Genomic DNA, 17760 nt, shown 5'->3' with positions numbered 1-17760 from the left:
CCACCATCAATTCAGCAGCAACCTTCCTCTACGCCGCTTCCGTCATGCTCCTCGTGAGGCGACTGGCGCGCCAGTCATGAGTTTCGAAACCGACTCTAAGTAACGTCTACAAAATGTACAGGGCGATGCGACCCGGTCCCGATTCCCCAATCGATCCGAAGCGGCAATTCGCTTTCTATGATGCCGGCTTGGGTGCTGGCGAGACCGGGGGGGCTTACCTTCAGGCGGCTTCGCAACACCCTCGCAGCCGCCGTCGGCACCGGGATTGATGAGAACGTGATCGATTGCTACGCCGCGATCATCGCCCACTACGAACCCGGCGACAAAGTCTGCCTGTTCGGTTTCAGCCGTGGCGCGTACACCGTGCGATCGCTGGCGAATGTGATGAACCTCTGCGGTGTGCCAACGCATGATAGTAGCGGGCACCCGGTCCCCCGCTATGGCCCGGAGCTACGGAAGATCGCTACCGATGCGGTCAAGTTCGTCTACAATCATGGAGCTGGCCATCCGCGCGACAAGTTCGAAGATGAGCGCGAGGAGAAGGCCGCTCGTTTCCGCGCGAAATATGGTTGCGAGGGCATAGGCGTCGACGGGGAACCACAAGGCAACGTGCAGCCCGAATTCGTTGGGGTATTCGACACGGTAGCTGCGCTGGGCAGCCGAGTTGCGACCGCGGCCGCAATTGCTGGAGTGGGCGCACTCACACTTCTCGCCGCGCTCGCATGGTGGCTTCTAGGTTGGTTCGCGGGCCTGCTGATATTCGCTCCACTGATCGCTGCGCTCATTTGGGTGGTCCGGCTCCTGAGCGGTCAATGGAAGTACTTCTACCCCGACCCCTACCGCCACCCGGCGCTCTGGAATCCGCTGAACTGGCCTTCGCTGTGGCAGCACGGTCATCTCGCTGCGTGGTCGAGCAAGAATTATGACCGGTATGTCGACAAGGAAATTCCGCATCTTCGGCATGCACTCGCGATTGATGAGGCTCGCGCCAAGTTTCCCCGCGTGCTTTGGGGACGCCCAGAGGACGTGGAGTGAAACAACGAGCGTGGGAACGTCGATTGGATGAGGCAAGTGTGGTTCGCTGGCGATCATTCTGACATCGGCGGCAGTTATGCCGAAGAAGAAGCGCGTCTATCCGACATTCCACTACGTTGGATGATGGAGGAACTACGCGAGGCCGTGTCGGAGATAGCGATCCGAGAAGGGTTGCTGACTACCTGGCCTGATCCGCTCGGCCTGCAGCACGATCAGCGCCAAGAGGTCTTGAACATGCAGCCCGCGTGGCTTCGCCGGCTGACTTCCGACAAGCTTACTTGGCGGACTAAGGTCCGGTCGGTGAATGAGGCGGCGACGTTGCACCCATCGGTGCTAGATCGCTTCGCAGCTAGAGTCGTGCCTCAAATGGGCGATGTGAAGCCGTATCGACCGGAGAATTTGCGAGATCACGCAACGGTCAGACATTTCTTCGTTGATCCCAACAGCACGTGATCTCAGTTATCCGCCACTACCATTCAGTAAGTGATCTGGACGCAAGGACGCTCAGTCTGTCTGAGGTAGGATCAGGGTCGCTTCAGGCGGCTTACAGCGTTGTTACGCCAGAACCAGACAGTCCGCAGCCGGCCCCAAAGCTGCTATGTGGGGCTAGCTAACGCGATTGTGGTCCGGCGCAGGTCATCGGTATTGGCGTCATCGTCCTCACATGGTCGTCGATCCGCTGGAGCACCTTCTCCGAAATCACGGTCCGTCCGGCAGCGCCAACAGTGCTCGTTGAAGCGCTCGATGGTCTCCAACAATTTTCGATCGCGCGCCCCTCTCCATGGCGAAAGCTTCCAGGCTGCCAAGCAGAACGCAAATCCACAATGCATCGACTCCGAAATGCATTCATAATTTGCGTCATGCAAATGTGCGTGCTAGCCTCGGCTTCGCATTCACAAAAAGAACCAGAGGGACCACCAGCCATGAACCGACTTCTCAGCGCCCTTGCGGCGATGACCATGGGCTTCGCCGTCGTTCAAGTTTCAGCAGAGGAGCTTGTCGTCGCCACCGACACGGCCTTCGTGCCTTTCGAATTCAAGGAAGGCGACACCTATGTCGGCTTCGACATAGACCTCTGGGACGCAATCGCAGGCGATCTCGGCCTCGAGTACCGGCTTCAGCCGATGGACTTCAACGGCATCATCCCTGCGCTGCAGACCAGGCAGGTCGACGTGGCGCTGGCCGGCATCACCATCAAGGACGAACGCAAGCAGGTCATCGACTTCTCCGACGGCTACTACGATAGCGGCTTCCTGCTGATGGTGCCGGTCGACAGCGAGGTTACCGGCGCCGCCGACCTCGCAGGCAAGACGCTCGCCGTGAAGACGGGCACATCGGCGACCGACTATGCCAAGGAGCACTTCACCGAGACCGAGCTGCGGCAGTTCCCCAACATCGACAATGCGTATCTGGAGCTCCAGACCGGCCGCGTGGATGCCGCCATGCACGACACGCCGAACGTTCTCTACTACATCGCCAAGGCGGGCCAGGGCCGCGTCAAGGCGGTGGGCGAGCAGATGATGGCGCATGAATACGGCATCGCCTTTCCGAAGGGCAGCGATCTGGTCGCGCGGGTCAACGAGGCCCTGGCCAAGATCAAGGCCGACGGCCGCTACGACGCGATCTACGAAAAGTGGTTCGGAACCAAGCCCCAGAGCTGAGTTCCGCCAACGGGCCGCTGCCGGCTGCGTCTTCCCGCGCGGCGGCCCGCTCCTTTTCCAGACCGAGAGGACTGATCCGTCATGGACTTTCAATGGTCCGCCGTCGTCGACGCGCTTCCGGCGCTATTTCGCGGCGCGCAGCTTACCGTCTTCATCACCGTGGCCGGCCTTGTCGGCGGAGTGATCATAGGCACCGTTGCAGGGCTGATGCGCGCCTATGGCAACGCGATCGTCAACGGCATCGCCTATTTCTACATCGAGCTGATCCGCGGCACGCCGATCGTCGTCCAGGTGATGTTCATCTATTTCGCCCTGCCGACGCTAGCCGACATCAGGATCGATCCGCTTTCGGCGGCCATCATCGCCATTACCGTGAACGCCGGAGCCTATATCGCCGAGATCGTGCGCGGCGCCTTCATCTCCGTGCACAAGGGCTTGAAAGAGGCCGGGCTCGCGCTGGGCCTGCCGATGTGGAAAGTGCTCGTCTACGTGATCGGCCCTGTGGCGTTCCGGCGGCTGATACCGCCGCTCGGCAACCAGTTCATCGTCAGCCTCAAGGACACATCGCTCTTCATCGTCATCGGCGTGGGTGAACTCACACGCCAGGGCCAGGAGATCATGGCGGCCAATTTCCGCGCCGTCGAAGTCTGGTCCGCCGTCGCGATCTTCTACCTGATCCTGACCGGCACGCTGACGCTGATCCTGCGGATCATCGAAAAGAGGATGCGGATCCTATGAGCATCGTCGAATTCGCCAACGTCACCAAACGCTTCGGCTCTCTGGTCGTGCTGGATCAGATCGACCTCAACATCGAATGCGGCGAGGTCGTCGTGGTGATCGGGCCGTCGGGCTCCGGCAAGTCCACACTGCTCCGCTGCATCAACGTCCTCGAAGAGATCGACGGCGGCGATCTGGTCGTCGACGGCATCAGCGTGCGTTCGGGCAGCAAGAATGTGCGGCTGATACGGCAGGAAGCCGGCATGGTGTTCCAGCAGTTCAACCTGTTCCCGCAGATGACCGCGCTCGACAATGTTGCCTTCGGGCCGCAGCACGTGCGCGGCCTGTCGCGCACCGAGGCTCGCGAGGCCGCACGCGACCTGCTTGCCAAGGTGGGGCTTGCCGAGCGCACCCATCACTATCCGTCCGAACTTTCAGGCGGCCAGCAGCAGCGCGTCGCCATCGCCCGCGCGCTGGCTGTCAAACCCAAGCTCGTACTCTTCGATGAACCCACCTCAGCGCTGGACCCCGAACTGCGCCACGAGGTGCTGCGGGTCATGCAGGTGCTTGCCGAAGAAGGCATGACGATGATCGTCGTCACCCACGAGATGAGCTTTGCGCGCCGTGTCGGCTCTCGCCTGATCTTCATGGAAGACGGCAAGATCGCCATGGACGGCGCACCGGCCGAGCTTCTGGATCTCGCGGAAAACCCGCGCCTGCGGGAGTTCCTCCAGCATGTCCAGTAAGGAATGCGGCCTGGCCGCCATCAAGATCGCAGGCACGCCCTACGAGACCGGCTTCGCACTGGGCCAGTTCGGTGCGAGCGCGGTCCACGACAGGCTGGTGCCCTCGCCGCACTGGCGCGAGATCGTGGTTCCGGCCCGGGACGATCCGCGCGTGCCGGCGATGATGGCGCTGACGGAGCGGCACTATCCGGCAGTCCTTGAAGAGTTGCGAGGACTGGCTGCCGGGCTGGACATGCCGTTTGCCGATATATTCGCGTGGAATTGTCGCGGCGACCTGCGCACGCATGCCCCCGACGGCTGCACGACCGTTCAATTGCCAGGGTCGACCAATCTGGTGGCCCACAACGAAGACGGCATGCCGGAATTCGACGGCTATTGCGCCCTCGCCACAGTCCACCCGGCAGGAGGTCCGTCCTTCACGGCCTTCGTCTATCCCGGCTCGATCCCCGGCCACACTTTCTCGGTGAACGACCGGGGTCTCGTGCAGACGGTCAACAACATCCGTTGCACCGCGCATCGGCCGGGCCTGCCGCGCATGGTTCTGACGCGGGCGATGCTGGGCTGCGAAAGCATCGATGCGGCGGTGGCAGTGCTGCAGGATGTTCCGCGCGCCGGCGGTTTCCACATGACTCTCGCCATGATGGGCGATCCACGGATCGTCAGCGTTGAGTTCAACGCCGACGCCTTGTCTACGCTGGAGATCGAAGCACCGGCGACCCACGCCAATCATCTTGTCCATCCGCGGATGGCAGGTCTCGCCCAGCGCATTACTGCCTCGTCGGGCAGCCGACAACAGCATGCGGATGCACTGCTGAGCGCGCGAGGCGCGCAGGGTAGCGCGCTCGTTCTCGGCATCCTTTCCGATCAGACCGGTGCGTTGCCGATCTATCGCCGGCAGGCGGACGATCCCGACCACGAGAACACGCTCGCGACCGCCGTTTTCGAACTCACTGCTGACAGTGTGGCGTGGACCGTCTATGACGGCCGGCATCGGGCGCCGGTCCATTCCGGCGTCGTCACGGGTGCCGACTGATCACGCCATGCAGGCCAGAACGCCAACACCGCCAAAGACATTGGACGAACTGCGCGAACTGGCGCTGAAATTTGCGCGGGCCGAGCCGGCCGACGCGCTGGGCGGCAAGACACAGCAGGTTTTCGCGCGGCTGGTCGACATGCCCGAACAATCGGCGGTGCGCTCCATCTCGGAATTGGCCGCCCTGCTCGACGTCAATCCCTCGACCCTGACCCGGCTTGCCAAGCGTCTCGGCTTCGAGGGTTTCGGCGAGTTCCAGTCGGTCTTTCGCAACGCCATCGCCGGCGAGCCCCGCTATTTCTACAGCCGGCAGGCCGACCAGTTGCTCCACAACGCCGATGCCGAAGCGAGCGAGATCGAGACGATGGCGCGCCTTGGCAGGGAATCGATCGCCAATATCGAGGGGTTCATCGGCCAACTCGAGGCCGACAAGCTCGCCGCGGCAGCCGGACTTCTCGCCAAGGCCAAGCGGGTCCGCGTCCATGGCGAGCGCCAGTTCCACGGCTTTGCAAGCTTTCTTGCCTACGGGCTGGGCATGCTGCGGTCCGATGCGGCGCTGCTGGATGCGCCGCGGCTCGGCCTGGCCGAGGCTATCTCGCAGCTCGAACCCGGCGACGTGGTGGTCGTTGCAAGCTGCGCGCCCTACACGCGCTCGGTCGCTGATGTCGCGAAGGCGGCCGCGCGGAACGGCCAGCGGGTGATCGCCATCACCGATTCGCGTAGCTCGCCGCTTGTCGCGCCGGCCGAGCATGCGTTCTTCATCCCGCACGCCAGCAGCTTCATCTCCAACAGCATGGGCGCCTATATCGTCTTCAGCGAGGGCTTGCTGAACCTTGTCGCCTGGCAACTGGGCGATGCGGCTTTGGAGGCGCTGCAGCGGCGCGAAGACCTGATTGAGGCGCTGGGTATCGAGACGCCCTGAGGGCGCTCGAACTGGATACCAACGCGGTGGAGAACCAGATCCGCTCGATAGCCTTCACGAGGGAAAACGCACTGTTCCCCGGAAACGAAATCGGTGCTGAAAACTGGGCCATGCTGGCCTCGCCCGTCGCCACCTTGCGTGCGATCCTCGACGGTCCCCCGCTAAGCGACATCGAAATCCTATGCCATGGCGCTTCAATCAGACGTCAAGCCTCGCCACATAGGGTGATGCCGTCGCGCTTACGTCGCACCTCGATTTCCAGGAAGTTATGACAGAAGTGGTTGCGGGGGCTCGCAGCTACTGATGCCAACAATCATTGGTAGCGCCAGTATGATATGTCTTTTGTTGCCTCAAGTGGCGCAGCCTTGGCGGACCAACAGCACTAGGCGGTCCGCACAAGGCGATGAATAAACCTGCACGGACACCGTCACAGGAGGTTGGGACATGGCGACTGAGCTTGAACCATCCATACCGAAGCGGATTACGACGCGGCGTTCGCCAGAGTCGAAAGACTGTGGGCTCTGCCAGCGGCACGCCCGATGGCGACAGGCTCGACGTTCTGGCGACAATGATCGAGGTCTATGAGGAAAAACACCATCCGATGGATCCGCCCGATCCGATCGAGGCGATCCGGCTCGATTGAGGGTCAATCAACTGTGCAACTGATCAGCATAGAACGCTTCGATCCTCACGATCTCATCTTCTGTCAGCGGCGCGAACTCCTTCTCCCGCGCCCGCCTCGAGAGCCTGCCGCCATTCTGATGCAGGAAGCGGAACAGAAGATCGAGCAGACGATCCGGCATATCGATCATAAGCGACACGTTGGCCTTGAACCCATCATAGGCCTTTAGGAACCTAGCCTCCTCCGGCAGATCGACATCGATCGTCCGCGTCACGCATTGGAACAAAAACTCCGCATGCGGCGTCGCATCGAAATAGCGGTAGAAATCTGCGGTGTCGCTCAACACCTCGACATTGCCACGGTCGGTCGGCCTCCAGCGGACATGGGGCAGCAGCCGCCGCGAATAGCTTTCGAGGACGCGGCGATATTCGTCGATACGATCAAGGATGACGGCCGAGACCGGAAAGACCAGTCCGGGCGGATTGAAACCACGCTCGGCAAGCACGTGATGGATGAGGTAGCGGTGCAGGCGGCCATTCCCGTCCTCGAAGGGATGAATGTAGACGAACCCGAAAGCGAGCGCGGCAGCGGCCAGAACCGGATCGAGATGCCGGGCCGCCCCCAGATCGAAAGCGGCCAACCCGTCGATCAGGTCCGGCAGGTCCTCATGCCGGGCGCTTATATGGTCCGGGATCGGAGCACCGCTTGCGCGATCATGCTCGCCGACGAACCCGCCTTCCTGACGCACGCCGAGGTGAACGAAGCGAGCGTCGCCGATGACGATGCGCTGCAATCGCTCCAGCTCCGCACGGGCCACCGGGCGGCGCCCCGCCTCGCCAATAACCTGCCCCCACCGCTGGATGCGATCCTGGGGTGGGTCTTCGCCCTCGATCTGGAAACTGGATCGCGAGTCCTTGAGCAGGAGGAAAGCAGCGGTGCGAGCCAGAAGGTCCGCCGGAACATCGGCGATCACGCGCCGAGCTTCCTCGGCGAGATTCCGGGCCACAAAGGCGTCCAATTCCGGCGTACGGAAAATCAACGGACACCAGGCACGTGTTCCGGGCAGATTGTTTTTCACCCGATGGCGTGAAGAGGTCTCGCCCTGAGATGCCCATTGCTGTTCAGGATCGACGACAAGGGCATAGGTGCCGCGGGTGGCGTCGGGCAGATCGAGCCGCTCGTCGAGCAGCCATTCGTAGAGAAACCAAAGCCGTCGCGCATAGGCCCCGGTCGGGGCCGCGCGAACGATCTCGACGATGGCTTCCGGACCCGTCGCGCGAAAGAGCATCTTCAGGGCAGCAAGATCCAGCCCCTCGTAGCGCAATGCAAAGGTCAGGTGGCCGACCAGACTGGCTTCAGGCTCGTGGCGAGGTGTATAGAGTTTCCATCCCGCCTCCTGATAGACCTTATGCCGGGGGCCAATCGCAGCGAGTGTGATGGGGATTGGGACAGCCAGATCAAAGGCGTCGATCAGAGCGGCATAGCCCACAGGGAGCGCGGTCTCAGGCAGCCAGCGGCCGTGAAGGACGCTGACTCTTTCTGAAAACGGCTTCCTCTGCCCCTGCTCCATGATTTGCGATGCTCATACCTGAAAATCTATGACAAGGAGGGTATCGCCTGAAAAACGTTCACAGGCAATGAATTTTGATTCTTTCAGCGTGGTACATGCGATTTTTGATGCGCCTCCATCTGATCGGTGATTTCATCTGAATCTTGAGCCCTGCCCTAGCGACCGGCAGGAGACGGGAGGGGACCGTCGGCTGTTGGCGACGTCAGCTGGTAACCTGCCATTCCGACTGCTTGGATTGCATTGGAGTATGTGGGTCCGAGAGGGACCAGCAGGTTTAGGTGGCCAACCGCCGACTTTCTCGTTTTTCGAACCGAAACCGGACGATCCGGAAACAGCCCATGTGCGGCATTGTCCTGCGACGTTTCTCTATCGGCCAATCAAGGCCGAGGAGAACTCACATGGGCCATTCCATATTCGATGATGCCAGCCGCGAGCACGCAGCTTGGAACGCCGGAAAGAAGGTCGGCACCAAGCAGCCGGCCTCACCTCGTCATGGAAGGCGACGTAGTTTTCGCTATCTGCCCCTGGTCGATGTGTACCAGTCGGCAATCTCGCCGCCCTTGGCCAGCCAGACGGCGTCATGCGCGGTGATGTGTTTGAGCGCGCGCTCGAAGTGCTTCGCCCGGTGCGGCTGCCCGATCAGGAACGGATGCAGGCAAAGCGACATGACCCGGCCGGTCGATGCGCCGTCAGCGTAAAGCTGATCGAACTGGTCGCAGATCGCGTCGCCGAAATCCCTGCCCGACAGACCTTGTTCGAGGAAGGCGGTGTAGTCGTTCATTTCCACTGAATACGGCAGGGACAGCATGGAGCCTGAGCGCACGCGCATTTCGTAGGGTTGATCGTCATTGGTCCAGTTCGCGACGTACCGGAGGCCGTTTTCCGCCAGGATATCCGGTGTCTGATGGGTTTCCGTCAGGGCGGGGCTTAGCCAGCCACGAGGCGCCGTACCCGTCGCCTGGGTGATGGTGGACACGACCTCCCTGACGATCCTGCGCTCTTCGTCTTCGGGAATCCCGGTGATCACCGACGAGTTGTTCGTGCCGTGTCCCATCCATTCCCAGTCGAGCGATTGCCCGGCCTGGATGACGGCAGGATAGTGGACGCAGGCATCCGAGTTGAGGGCGACCGTGCCCTTCACCCCGTATTTTTCCATGATCTCCATCATGCGCCAGATTCCGACGCGCACCCCGTAATCCCGCCACGCGTAGTTTAGGACATCGGGCACGAAGCTTGTCGTCGACTGGATGATGGAGCTCGACGGGCGATCGAACAGGAAATGCTCGATGTTCGGGATCACCCACAACGCCACTCGCGCCCCATCGGGCCATTCCAGCTTTGGGCGGCTTGTGATCGCCGAGAAATCAAAGCGACCGTGCTCCTGCGGGGCAGTACCGACGGTATCAGGCATAAAATTCACTCCTTACTGGGGAACAATCGACTGTGACCGCCAAGTTAGGTTTGACTTGAATTAGAGAACAACGAGAGATAGTTCCGGACACTCAAGACAGTTTGTCCGGAAAGATTGAAATGGATGGCCTTGGATCTCTCAGCGCCTTCGTGCACGCTGCGGAACTTCGCAGTTTCACCGCGGCGGCGAACCAACTCGGCATCTCGGCATCGGCGGTCGGCAAAGCAGTCGCCCGGCTCGAGGAGCGGCTACAGGTCCGGTTGCTGCACCGGTCGACCCGGACGATCACGCTGACCGGTGAAGGAGCGCTGTTTCTCGAAAGGTGCCGGCGCATTCTGGCGGAAGTGGAAGCGGCTGAGCTGGAGCTGTCTCAGACGATCGAGCGTCCGCGCGGTAAACTCAAGGTCAGCATGCCGATCGTGTCGATGCTGATGATGCCCGCGATCCTGCGGTTCATGGATCTCTACCCCGAGATAGAGCTGGATCTCGATTTCTCGGACCGCCTTGTCGATGTCATCGATGAAGGTTTCGACGCTGTCGTTCGAGCCGGGAACCTGGCGGATTCCCGTCTCATGTCACGCATGCTGGGGCAATTCAGCCTCATTCTGGTCGCTGCCCCTCAATATCTCGAACGGGCCGGAACACCACGCGTGCCAGACGATCTGATGAGGCATGCCTGTCTGCACCATCGCTATGCCACGAGCGGCAAATTGGAGCCATGGCCGCTCCAAGAGGGCGAAACAGAGCTGCGCCCCGACCTGCCGACGACCGCGGTCGTCAACACGATCGAGCCGCTGATCATGATGGCGGAACGCGGCATGGGGATCGCCTCCCTGCCCGATTTCGCAATCGCCGACCAACTCGCCACAGGCCGCCTCGTTGCCGTCCTGCCGGACTTTGTCCGGCACGAAGGTTCGTTTCGCCTGCTTTGGCCGACCAACCGTCACATTGCGCCCAAACTCCGAGTCTTCGTCGATTTCATGGCGGCGAACCTCTTCCCAGTCTCTCCTCAACGGGAGCCGACCGCTGCATAACCGGCGAATACCCGGGATGGCTCGTTAAGCTCAACCAGCGACGCTGTCTCGTACTCAAGTCGCGTTCTCAATGTCTGCCTCGGGCAGATAGACATCGGAGCAATTTGTCGCCATCGCCCAATGGGGCGGCAATGGAAACAGCCAAACGAGGGCCCGCTAAATGGCTAAGATGCGGTCGGTGGCCGAACGTTAGCCATCCTACGACCGCAGGGGGAAGGAGATCGTCTGTTCCAGTCCCGGACAAGACAACCGGCAGGGACGCCTAAGCTGCCAAGTTCCGGGAGAACAATCGGAGCCTGTAGCGTATTTCCGTTAGTGTGGGATGGGTGGCAGCGGTCCAGCGATAGCCCGGCCCCTAGGGACTTGCGACGACGAACCACTTGTAGTCGCTGAAACAGACGCTCGTGTCCTCGATGATCCCCAGATGGTCGCCTTCGCGAAGGCTCGGGAGGCGTCTATGCGATTCTAGACCGAATGGATCGTGATCCTGACCAATTCGTTAGGGAGCATGCTCGACTTCAGCAACTGGTCCATCGACCCCTATATCCTCGTCCTGACCGGGATGGGGTTCCTCATTGCGCTGGTCGCGTGGCTACCATTGGCGATCAAGAGCCTGCCACTACCACTCCCGATCGTTTGCATTGCGCTGGGAGCCGGGCTCTTCTCCATCCCGCAGGTGACGGACGAGCCGTTGCCAATGGATTTTCCTGAGATCACGGAGCGTTTCACCGAGCTGGTGGTGATCATCGCCCTGATGGGCGCCGGCCTGAAGCTCGATAGAGCGTTCAGCTACCGCAACTGGGCAGTTACCTGGAGATTGCTGGGCATCACCATGCCGCTTGGAATTGCAGCAATCACGGTCATAGGCGCGTGGTGGCTAGGCCTGCCCTGGATCATCGCACTGTTACTCGGGGCAAGCCTTGCACCCACCGATCCGGTCCTCGCATCCGACGTTCAGGTCGGGCCTCCCAGGACGGGCGAGGAAGACGAGGTTCGCTTCGGATTGACTTCCGAAGCGGGCTTCAACGACGGGCTGGCTTTTCCCTTCGTCAATCTGGCGATCGCCCTCGGGTTGGCGTCAGCGACCGGAGAGCCATGGCTGATCGGATGGATTGGCCACAGCGTCATATGGGAAATTGGGGCCGGGATCGCCGGCGGTTGGATAGTGGGCCAAGTCTTTGGCTGGCTGACATTCCATGTACCCGCGAATACGAAACTCGCCAAAACGGGAGACGGGTTGATCGCAATTGCGGCGACCTTCATTTCCTACGGGCTGACAGAGATGATCCAGTGCTATGGATTTCTGGCCGTGTTCGTGACGGCGTTGACGCTTCGGCATTCGCAACGCGAGCACGACTTCCATCGCGACATGCACAACATCACTGAGCAGATCGAGCGGCTGACAATGATGGTGCTGCTGCTGTTGTTCGGTGGCGCTCTGGTCAGCGGGCTGCTGACGCCACTCACCTGGGCAGACATCGTTGCTGTGGTTGTCATCCTCATAATTGTGCGGCCCGTAACCGGCCTCATAGGCCTGGTTGGGCTGAAGGCCCCTTGGACTGAAAAGCTCACGATTTCCTTCTTTGGAATTCGCGGCGTCGGATCCTTCTACTATCTTGCCTACGGTCTGAACCACATGGAAGTTGATGGCGGCGAACGACTTTGGGCTATCGTTGGTTTGGTCGTCCTGCTCTCGATTGTGATGCACGGGCTAACCGTGACGCCCATCATGCGAAGCCTCGACAGATTGCGTGGACGAGATCCGGACGCCGACGATGCGACGCCACCGCCTGGACTGCAGGGACCTGCCGATCGTGCATAGTTGCGCACCCGGCAACTGATTTTTGCCTGGTGCTGTCGGGTCGCGTGTTGCAATCGGCTTTGCTCATCTGCGTGCAACTAATGCTGACCACGCGCTAGGCCCGCCTGGGGCGTCTGAACGGCAAGCGCCAACATGTGATCCTGTCCGGCATCGATGTCGGCAAAGAGATCGTGGTCCAGGGTCAGGAGCGCGACCGAGGTAACGAAGATCCAGATGCTGCCGGCAAGCTATATCAATTGTGTTTTCGGCTGTTACAGGCGTCAGGCGATTCGAGCGAGCAGCGGCCAAGAGTGCTACCGCCATGCCGAATGTTCCAGATGTCGTCTCGATGATCTTCCCCCTACCCTTAGGTCCTTCGCCTTTTTCAGCATGATCGAGGCTGCGTTAGCTCACCCACCAAAGGAAGCCTTCGCTTTCAACACCGGCTAACGAGAGCCAATCACCTGGGTGGCGACACCGGATCCTTACCCGGAGGGCAGCGAGGCGGTCGGATTCTTCCCACGTCGTTCTCAAGTGCACGCAAACGGCGCCGTTTCGAATGTCGGCTGCGCTACAGTGTCACCGAGGGTTCACGCAATCCCGAAACCCCTGCGTTGAAACTGAATGTAGCTCCGTCCATGGTCAGCAGCGCTTCTTCTTTGGGCTGAAGCCCGTCTCGAGCACTTGTTACGTAAAGGGTGGTAAAGTCGGCTCCTCCGAAGGCCGGGCATGACGGTTGCTCGACCGGCAAAGCGAGCTTTGTATGGCAATGGCCGTCGGGCGTGTATCTCGCAATGTGGGAATTTCCCCAGCACGCTAGCCACAAGAACCCTTCCGCATCGCATACCGCTCCGTCGGGGTTTGTCTTTTGCGCTCGCAGATCGAGATAAATCTCCGGCTCACCCGTCGGCCAGCCTCCTTTTCCGAGCCGTTGTCGCCAGACAAGTCTTTCGTGCGTGTCGCTGAAGTGAGCGAACCGACCATCGGGAGTGAACGAAATTGAGTTAGGTATCGTGATAGACCCGAAGAGCTCGCGCAGCTCGCCGCGATAGTAACGCCAGATCGCGCCGGCGCCGGGCTCCGCACTTCGGCCCATCGTGCCGATCCAAAAACCACCCCACGGGTCGGCACGGCCGTCATTGGAGCGGTTGCCCGGCCGGTCGCTTTCAAGTGGACAAATCTGCTCCCTGTGGCCGCTTGTGACGTCAAAGCGCATAAGGGTGCCAGCGCCCGCGATTAGCAGAGTGTCATGGTCGATCCAGGCTGCTGCGGAGACTGGCCTGTCGAAATTCCATTCCAGCGTCTCCTCGCCCCGTCTCGACAGCAGCTTCTGCGCGAGAATATCGAACCAGAACAATTGTTCGCGCTCAGGATGCCAAAGCGGCCCCTCGCCGAGCTTGCAAAGACGGGCATCGTGAAGTTGCGCTTCCATGCAGCGTTCCTTGGTCTCGGTTCAAGCGGGCGACGGATATGATGGTGGCCAGAAGGGAAGGCCCTCAGGCAAAATCAGTCGAAAAAGGGTTCGACGATGATCCTTTTGCCCAGCATGAAGGCGTCGGCTACGTGAACGAGCGGGGTCGGATCCACATCGATCTGACGGTCGGTGAGGAGCTCGGCAAAACGGCCATAGATGGCGTCATATTCGCGATCGGGTGCCTTCGACGGCGGCTCATCCGCCACGGCAAGGGTCGCTCCGCCATCTGCCAGAACCAGCCGCCCTTCCGTCGTGTCCACCTCGATTGTCCATGTCTGCGCTCCGGTATGGCGCCAGTCGAACTCGGCCTCGACCGCCACATTGCCATTGCCCGTCATGGCAAGGGCCGCCGCGATCGGGGCTTCTCGATTCTGGGGGAACTTCAGTTCCGCGGTCGTCATGTGAACCGGAAACGGCAGGATGGCGGTCACAATGGAGAGCGCGTTGATGCCGGGATCGAAGACCCCAAGACCACCCGGCTGCCAGATCCACTCCTGCCCAGGATGCCATCGGCGCACATCCTCCTTCCATGTCACACGGACACGGCGGAGCGTCTTGTCGGCAAGCCATTGGCGTGCCGGCTCCACGCCTGCCGCAAAGCGGGAATGCCAGGTCGCGAAAAGAGTGATCCCCCGTCGCTCCGCGAGCACCTTCAGGGCGTGAACCTCCGCAACGGTCGCACCGGGTGGCTTTTCCAGGAGAACATGGCGCCCCGCCGAGAGCGCGGCCTTGGCCGCGGCGAAGCGGTTCTGCGGGGGCATGCAGAGCGCGACAGCCGGAATGTCCGGCCGCGCGTCGAGAAGGCCCTCCAGCGTCGCATGGTTCTCGACGCCCGTCACCCCGCCATGGCTGCTGACAGTCGCGGCGAGATTGAATGCCTCGCTCCGGCCGATCGAGGGAATATGCTGGTCCCGCGCGATCTTGCCGACCCCGACGATAGCGATGTCAGTGGCTGTCACGGGGAACCGCCTTTCCGCGCTGGCCCTTGAGGAAGTCGAAGTCCGCTCCGGTGTCGGCTCCCTGAACATGAGTGTGGAACAGCCGCGCATAGCCGCTTTCGGGAACCGGCATATTGGGGTGCCAGGCTTTCAGGCGTGCCTCGATCTCCGTCTCGGGCAGGTCGAGATGCAGGCGGCGCGCCGGCACGTCCACCTCGATCATGTCGCCGTCCCGCACGATCGCGAGCGGCCCGCCAATGGCGGCTTCGGGCGACGTATGCAGGATCACGGTGCCGTATGCCGTACCCGACATGCGCGCATCGGAGATGCGGATCATGTCGGTGATGCCCTTCCTGAGCACCTTGGGCGGCAGGCCCATATTGCCGACTTCTGCCATGCCCGGATACCCTTTCGGCCCGCAGTTCTTCAGCACCATGATCGAGTTCTCGTCTATATCGAGCGCCTCGTCGGCGATCTTCGCCTTGTAGTCGTCGATGTCCTCGAAGACGACGGCGCGGCCGCGATGGCGCATGAGATGCGGACTGGCGGCGGACGGCTTCAGCACCGCGCCCTTGGGCGCGAGGTTGCCCTTCAGAACCGCTATCCCGCCGTGCGGCGTCAGAGCCTGCCCGACCGGCCGGATCACGTCCTCGTTCCAGTTGCGGACGTCCTTCACCTCGTCCCAGACCGATGCGCCAGACACGGTGAGAGCATCCTTGTGCAGAAGGCCCGCCTCCCCCAGCGCACGGATCACCACTGGCAGGCCGCCGGCATAGAAGAACTCTTCCATCAGGAAGCGGCCGGAAGGCATCAGGTCGACGATGGTGGGAATGTCGCGGCCGAGCCTGTCCCAGTCGTCCAGCGTCAGGTCGATGCCGATCCGGCCGGCAAGAGCGAGCAGATGGATCACCGCATTGGTGGAGCCTCCGATCGCGCCATTGGCACGGATCGCATTCTCGAACGCCTCGCGTGTGAGAATGTCCGAAGGCTTCAGGTCGTCCTTGACCATGTCGACGATGCGGCGGCCGCTCATATGCGCCATCACGCGGCGACGGCTGTCGACGGCGGGAATGGCGGCGTTGCCGGATAAGGCCATGCCGAGCGCCTCGGCCATCGACGCCATCGTCGAGGCCGTGCCCATCGTGTTGCAGGAGCCGGGGCTGCGCGACATGGCCTGCTCGGCGTCGAGGAAGTCCTCGCGCGTCATGGCGCCTGCCTTGATCGCCTCGCTCATCTGCCACAGCGCCGTGCCCGAGCCGACGCGCTCCCCACGGAACCAGCCATTGAGCATCGGACCGCCCGAAACGGCGATGGCGGGAATATCGACGCTTGCCGCGCCCATCAGCAGGGCGGGCGTGGTCTTGTCGCATCCCACCAGCAGCACGACCCCGTCGAGCGGATTGGCGCGCAGCGCCTCCTCCACGTCCATCGCCGCCAGGTTGCGATACATCATCGCCGTTGGTCTCAGCGCGCTTTCGCCGGTGGAGAAGACCGGAAACTCCAGAGGCAGGCCGCCTGCTTCATAGATGCCGTGCTTCACCCGCTGCGCCAGGTCACGCAGATGGGCGTTGCACGGCGTTAGTTCCGACCATGTGTTGCAGATGCCGATGACCGGCCGCCCGTCGAAGAGATCGGCAGGCAGGCCCTGATTCTTCATCCAGGAGCGATGGTAGATGTGGTCGCGGCTGGTGCCCCCGAACCACTCCTGCGAGCGCAGCCGGCGCGGCCATTCGGCCTTTCGAAATGTCATGTCAATGAGGCCTTCCGCATGAGGGTCCCGCCGTCGCTAGAGAGCATGCACGCTGACCCTCCCGGTGCGCACCATGCTGCCGTCGATCGTCAGGCGGTTGCGGAGCGGGAGGCCGAATCCTTCGGCTTCGATTTCGAACTCGTCGCCGGGCTCGGTGCGCACGCCGTCGGCAAAGGACAGGGTTGCCGTGCCGAACATGTGGACATGCACGTCGCCCGGCTGCCGGAACAGGTCGTACTTGAAATGATGGTGCTCCAGATTGGCGATGCTGTGGGACATGTTCGCCTCGCCGGACAGGAACGGCTTGTCGAAAATGGTGGCGCCGCCGCGCCGGATGCGGGAGGCGCCACGCACGTCCGCCGGCAGCGCGCCGATGCGGATTTCCGGACCGAACGAGGCCGGCCTGAGCTTCGAGTGGGCCAGATAGAGATAGTTCCGCCGCTCCATCACATGGTCGGAGAACTCGTTGGCAAGCGCAAAGCCGACGCGGCGGGGAACGCCGTTTGCGTCGATGACGTAGATGCCGGCAATCTCCGGCTCCTCGCCGCCGTCTTCTGCAAAGACGGGAGAAAGCAGCGAGGCACCCGGCGCGACGACATTGGCGCCGTTGCCCTTGTAGAACCATTCCGGCTGCACGCCCGGGCCCTCGTTGGCTGGCTTTCCGTCTTCGAGCCCCATCCTGAACATCTTCATGGAGTCGGTGAGCTTTTCCTCCTCCTGCGCGTTGGCGTTCTGGTGCATGGCGTCGCGCGTGGCTGCCGAGCCCAGATGGGTAAGGCCCGTGCCAGTCAGGTGCAGATGGGCCGGATCGGGATGATGAATGGGAGCCAGCAACCGCCCCGTTTCGTAGGCGTCTTCGAGGTCGACGGCGGGCCCGAGGCCGAGCCTTGCGATCCTCGTCGCCATGTCGACGCCGGATGCGGCGCAGTCGAGCGCGAGCTGATAGACGCTTTCGGCCCCGCGCACCTCATAGGCCTCGGTCCCCTCGCGGGAGACCACCGCCACGGAGCCGTCCGGCCTGCTGATTTGCGACAAATGCATGGATC

General features: G+C 61.9%; 17 protein-coding genes. 11 read left to right on the top strand and 6 right to left on the bottom strand.

The annotated features are described in order from the left end of the window. The first annotated feature begins 177 nt into the window (after positions 1-177). The 9 genes from V1479_RS24665 (at position 178) to V1479_RS24625 (ending at position 6757) form a co-directional block, all read left to right on the top strand. Positions 178-1035, top strand: coding sequence for a T6SS phospholipase effector Tle1-like catalytic domain-containing protein (locus V1479_RS24665; RefSeq protein ID WP_368805181.1), 858 nt, complete (start codon positions 178-180; stop codon positions 1033-1035). 27 nt (positions 1036-1062) lie between these two features. Further along, entirely contained in the window at positions 1063-1488 is a 426-nt protein-coding gene (locus V1479_RS24660) for a phospholipase effector Tle1 domain-containing protein (RefSeq protein ID WP_368805180.1), read from the top strand. Positions 1489-1958: 470 nt separating this feature from the next. Continuing rightward, on the top strand, positions 1959-2696 hold the full coding sequence (gene glnH, locus V1479_RS24655; protein WP_368805179.1) for a glutamine ABC transporter substrate-binding protein GlnH: 738 nt from the start codon (positions 1959-1961) through the stop codon (positions 2694-2696). Positions 2697-2777: 81 nt separating this feature from the next. Continuing rightward, positions 2778-3434 (top strand): glutamine ABC transporter permease GlnP, encoded by a 657-nt coding sequence (gene glnP / locus V1479_RS24650; RefSeq protein ID WP_173194089.1) that lies wholly within the window; start codon positions 2778-2780, stop codon positions 3432-3434. Further along, positions 3431-4159 (top strand): glutamine ABC transporter ATP-binding protein GlnQ, encoded by a 729-nt coding sequence (gene glnQ / locus V1479_RS24645; protein WP_368805178.1) that lies wholly within the window; start codon positions 3431-3433, stop codon positions 4157-4159. The genes glnP and glnQ overlap by 4 nt, the downstream gene beginning before the upstream one ends. Then, complete coding sequence (locus V1479_RS24640; protein WP_368805177.1) at positions 4149-5192, top strand: C45 family autoproteolytic acyltransferase/hydrolase; 1044 nt, start codon at positions 4149-4151, stop codon at positions 5190-5192. Before glnQ ends, V1479_RS24640 begins: the two co-directional genes overlap by 11 nt. A gap of 7 nt (positions 5193-5199) precedes the next feature. Then, complete coding sequence (locus tag V1479_RS24635; protein ID WP_368805176.1) at positions 5200-6114, top strand: MurR/RpiR family transcriptional regulator; 915 nt, start codon at positions 5200-5202, stop codon at positions 6112-6114. Between the two features lie 26 nt (positions 6115-6140). Beyond that, complete coding sequence (locus V1479_RS24630; protein ID WP_368805175.1) at positions 6141-6386, top strand: hypothetical protein; 246 nt, start codon at positions 6141-6143, stop codon at positions 6384-6386. 242 nt (positions 6387-6628) lie between these two features. After that, positions 6629-6757, top strand: a complete 129-nt coding sequence (locus V1479_RS24625) for a hypothetical protein (RefSeq protein ID WP_280515810.1) — start codon at positions 6629-6631, stop codon at positions 6755-6757. 7 nt (positions 6758-6764) lie between these two features. On the opposite strand, the gene V1479_RS24620 is transcribed toward V1479_RS24625, so the two are convergent. Continuing rightward, complete coding sequence (locus tag V1479_RS24620; protein ID WP_173194083.1) at positions 6765-8306, bottom strand: Fic family protein; 1542 nt, start codon at positions 8304-8306, stop codon at positions 6765-6767. 514 nt (positions 8307-8820) lie between these two features. Continuing rightward, on the bottom strand, positions 8821-9717 hold the full coding sequence (locus V1479_RS24615) for a polysaccharide deacetylase family protein (protein ID WP_173194081.1): 897 nt from the start codon (positions 9715-9717) through the stop codon (positions 8821-8823). 119 nt (positions 9718-9836) lie between these two features. Between V1479_RS24615 and V1479_RS24610 the strand changes: the two genes are divergently transcribed. Beyond that, positions 9837-10751 carry a LysR family transcriptional regulator gene (locus tag V1479_RS24610; RefSeq protein WP_368805174.1) on the top strand — a complete coding sequence of 305 codons (915 nt, stop codon included), beginning with the start codon at positions 9837-9839 and terminating at the stop codon, positions 10749-10751. A gap of 481 nt (positions 10752-11232) precedes the next feature. Next, positions 11233-12573: a cation:proton antiporter gene (locus tag V1479_RS24605; RefSeq protein WP_368805173.1), complete on the top strand. Its 1341-nt coding sequence runs from the start codon at positions 11233-11235 to the stop codon at positions 12571-12573. Positions 12574-13123: 550 nt separating this feature from the next. Here V1479_RS24605 and V1479_RS24600 read toward each other — a convergent pair. The 4 genes from V1479_RS24600 to araD1 all read right to left on the bottom strand — a co-directional run bounded on the left by V1479_RS24600 (position 13124) and on the right by araD1 (position 17755). Next, complete coding sequence (locus tag V1479_RS24600; RefSeq protein WP_173194077.1) at positions 13124-13984, bottom strand: SMP-30/gluconolactonase/LRE family protein; 861 nt, start codon at positions 13982-13984, stop codon at positions 13124-13126. Between the two features lie 74 nt (positions 13985-14058). Beyond that, on the bottom strand, positions 14059-14985 hold the full coding sequence (locus V1479_RS24595) for a Gfo/Idh/MocA family protein (protein ID WP_368805172.1): 927 nt from the start codon (positions 14983-14985) through the stop codon (positions 14059-14061). Beyond that, on the bottom strand, positions 14972-16714 hold the full coding sequence (araD, locus tag V1479_RS24590; protein WP_368805171.1) for an L-arabinonate dehydratase: 1743 nt from the start codon (positions 16712-16714) through the stop codon (positions 14972-14974). The genes V1479_RS24595 and araD overlap by 14 nt, the downstream gene beginning before the upstream one ends. Positions 16715-16750: 36 nt before the next feature. Further along, positions 16751-17755 (bottom strand): AraD1 family protein, encoded by a 1005-nt coding sequence (gene araD1, locus V1479_RS24585; RefSeq protein WP_368805170.1) that lies wholly within the window; start codon positions 17753-17755, stop codon positions 16751-16753. Positions 17756-17760: the final 5 nt, after the last annotated feature.

The organism is Neoaquamicrobium sediminum (assembly GCF_040970315.1).
Classification (GTDB): domain Bacteria; phylum Pseudomonadota; class Alphaproteobacteria; order Rhizobiales; family Rhizobiaceae; genus Aerobium; species Aerobium sediminum.
This window is presented reverse-complemented; position numbering and strand designations above follow the sequence as displayed.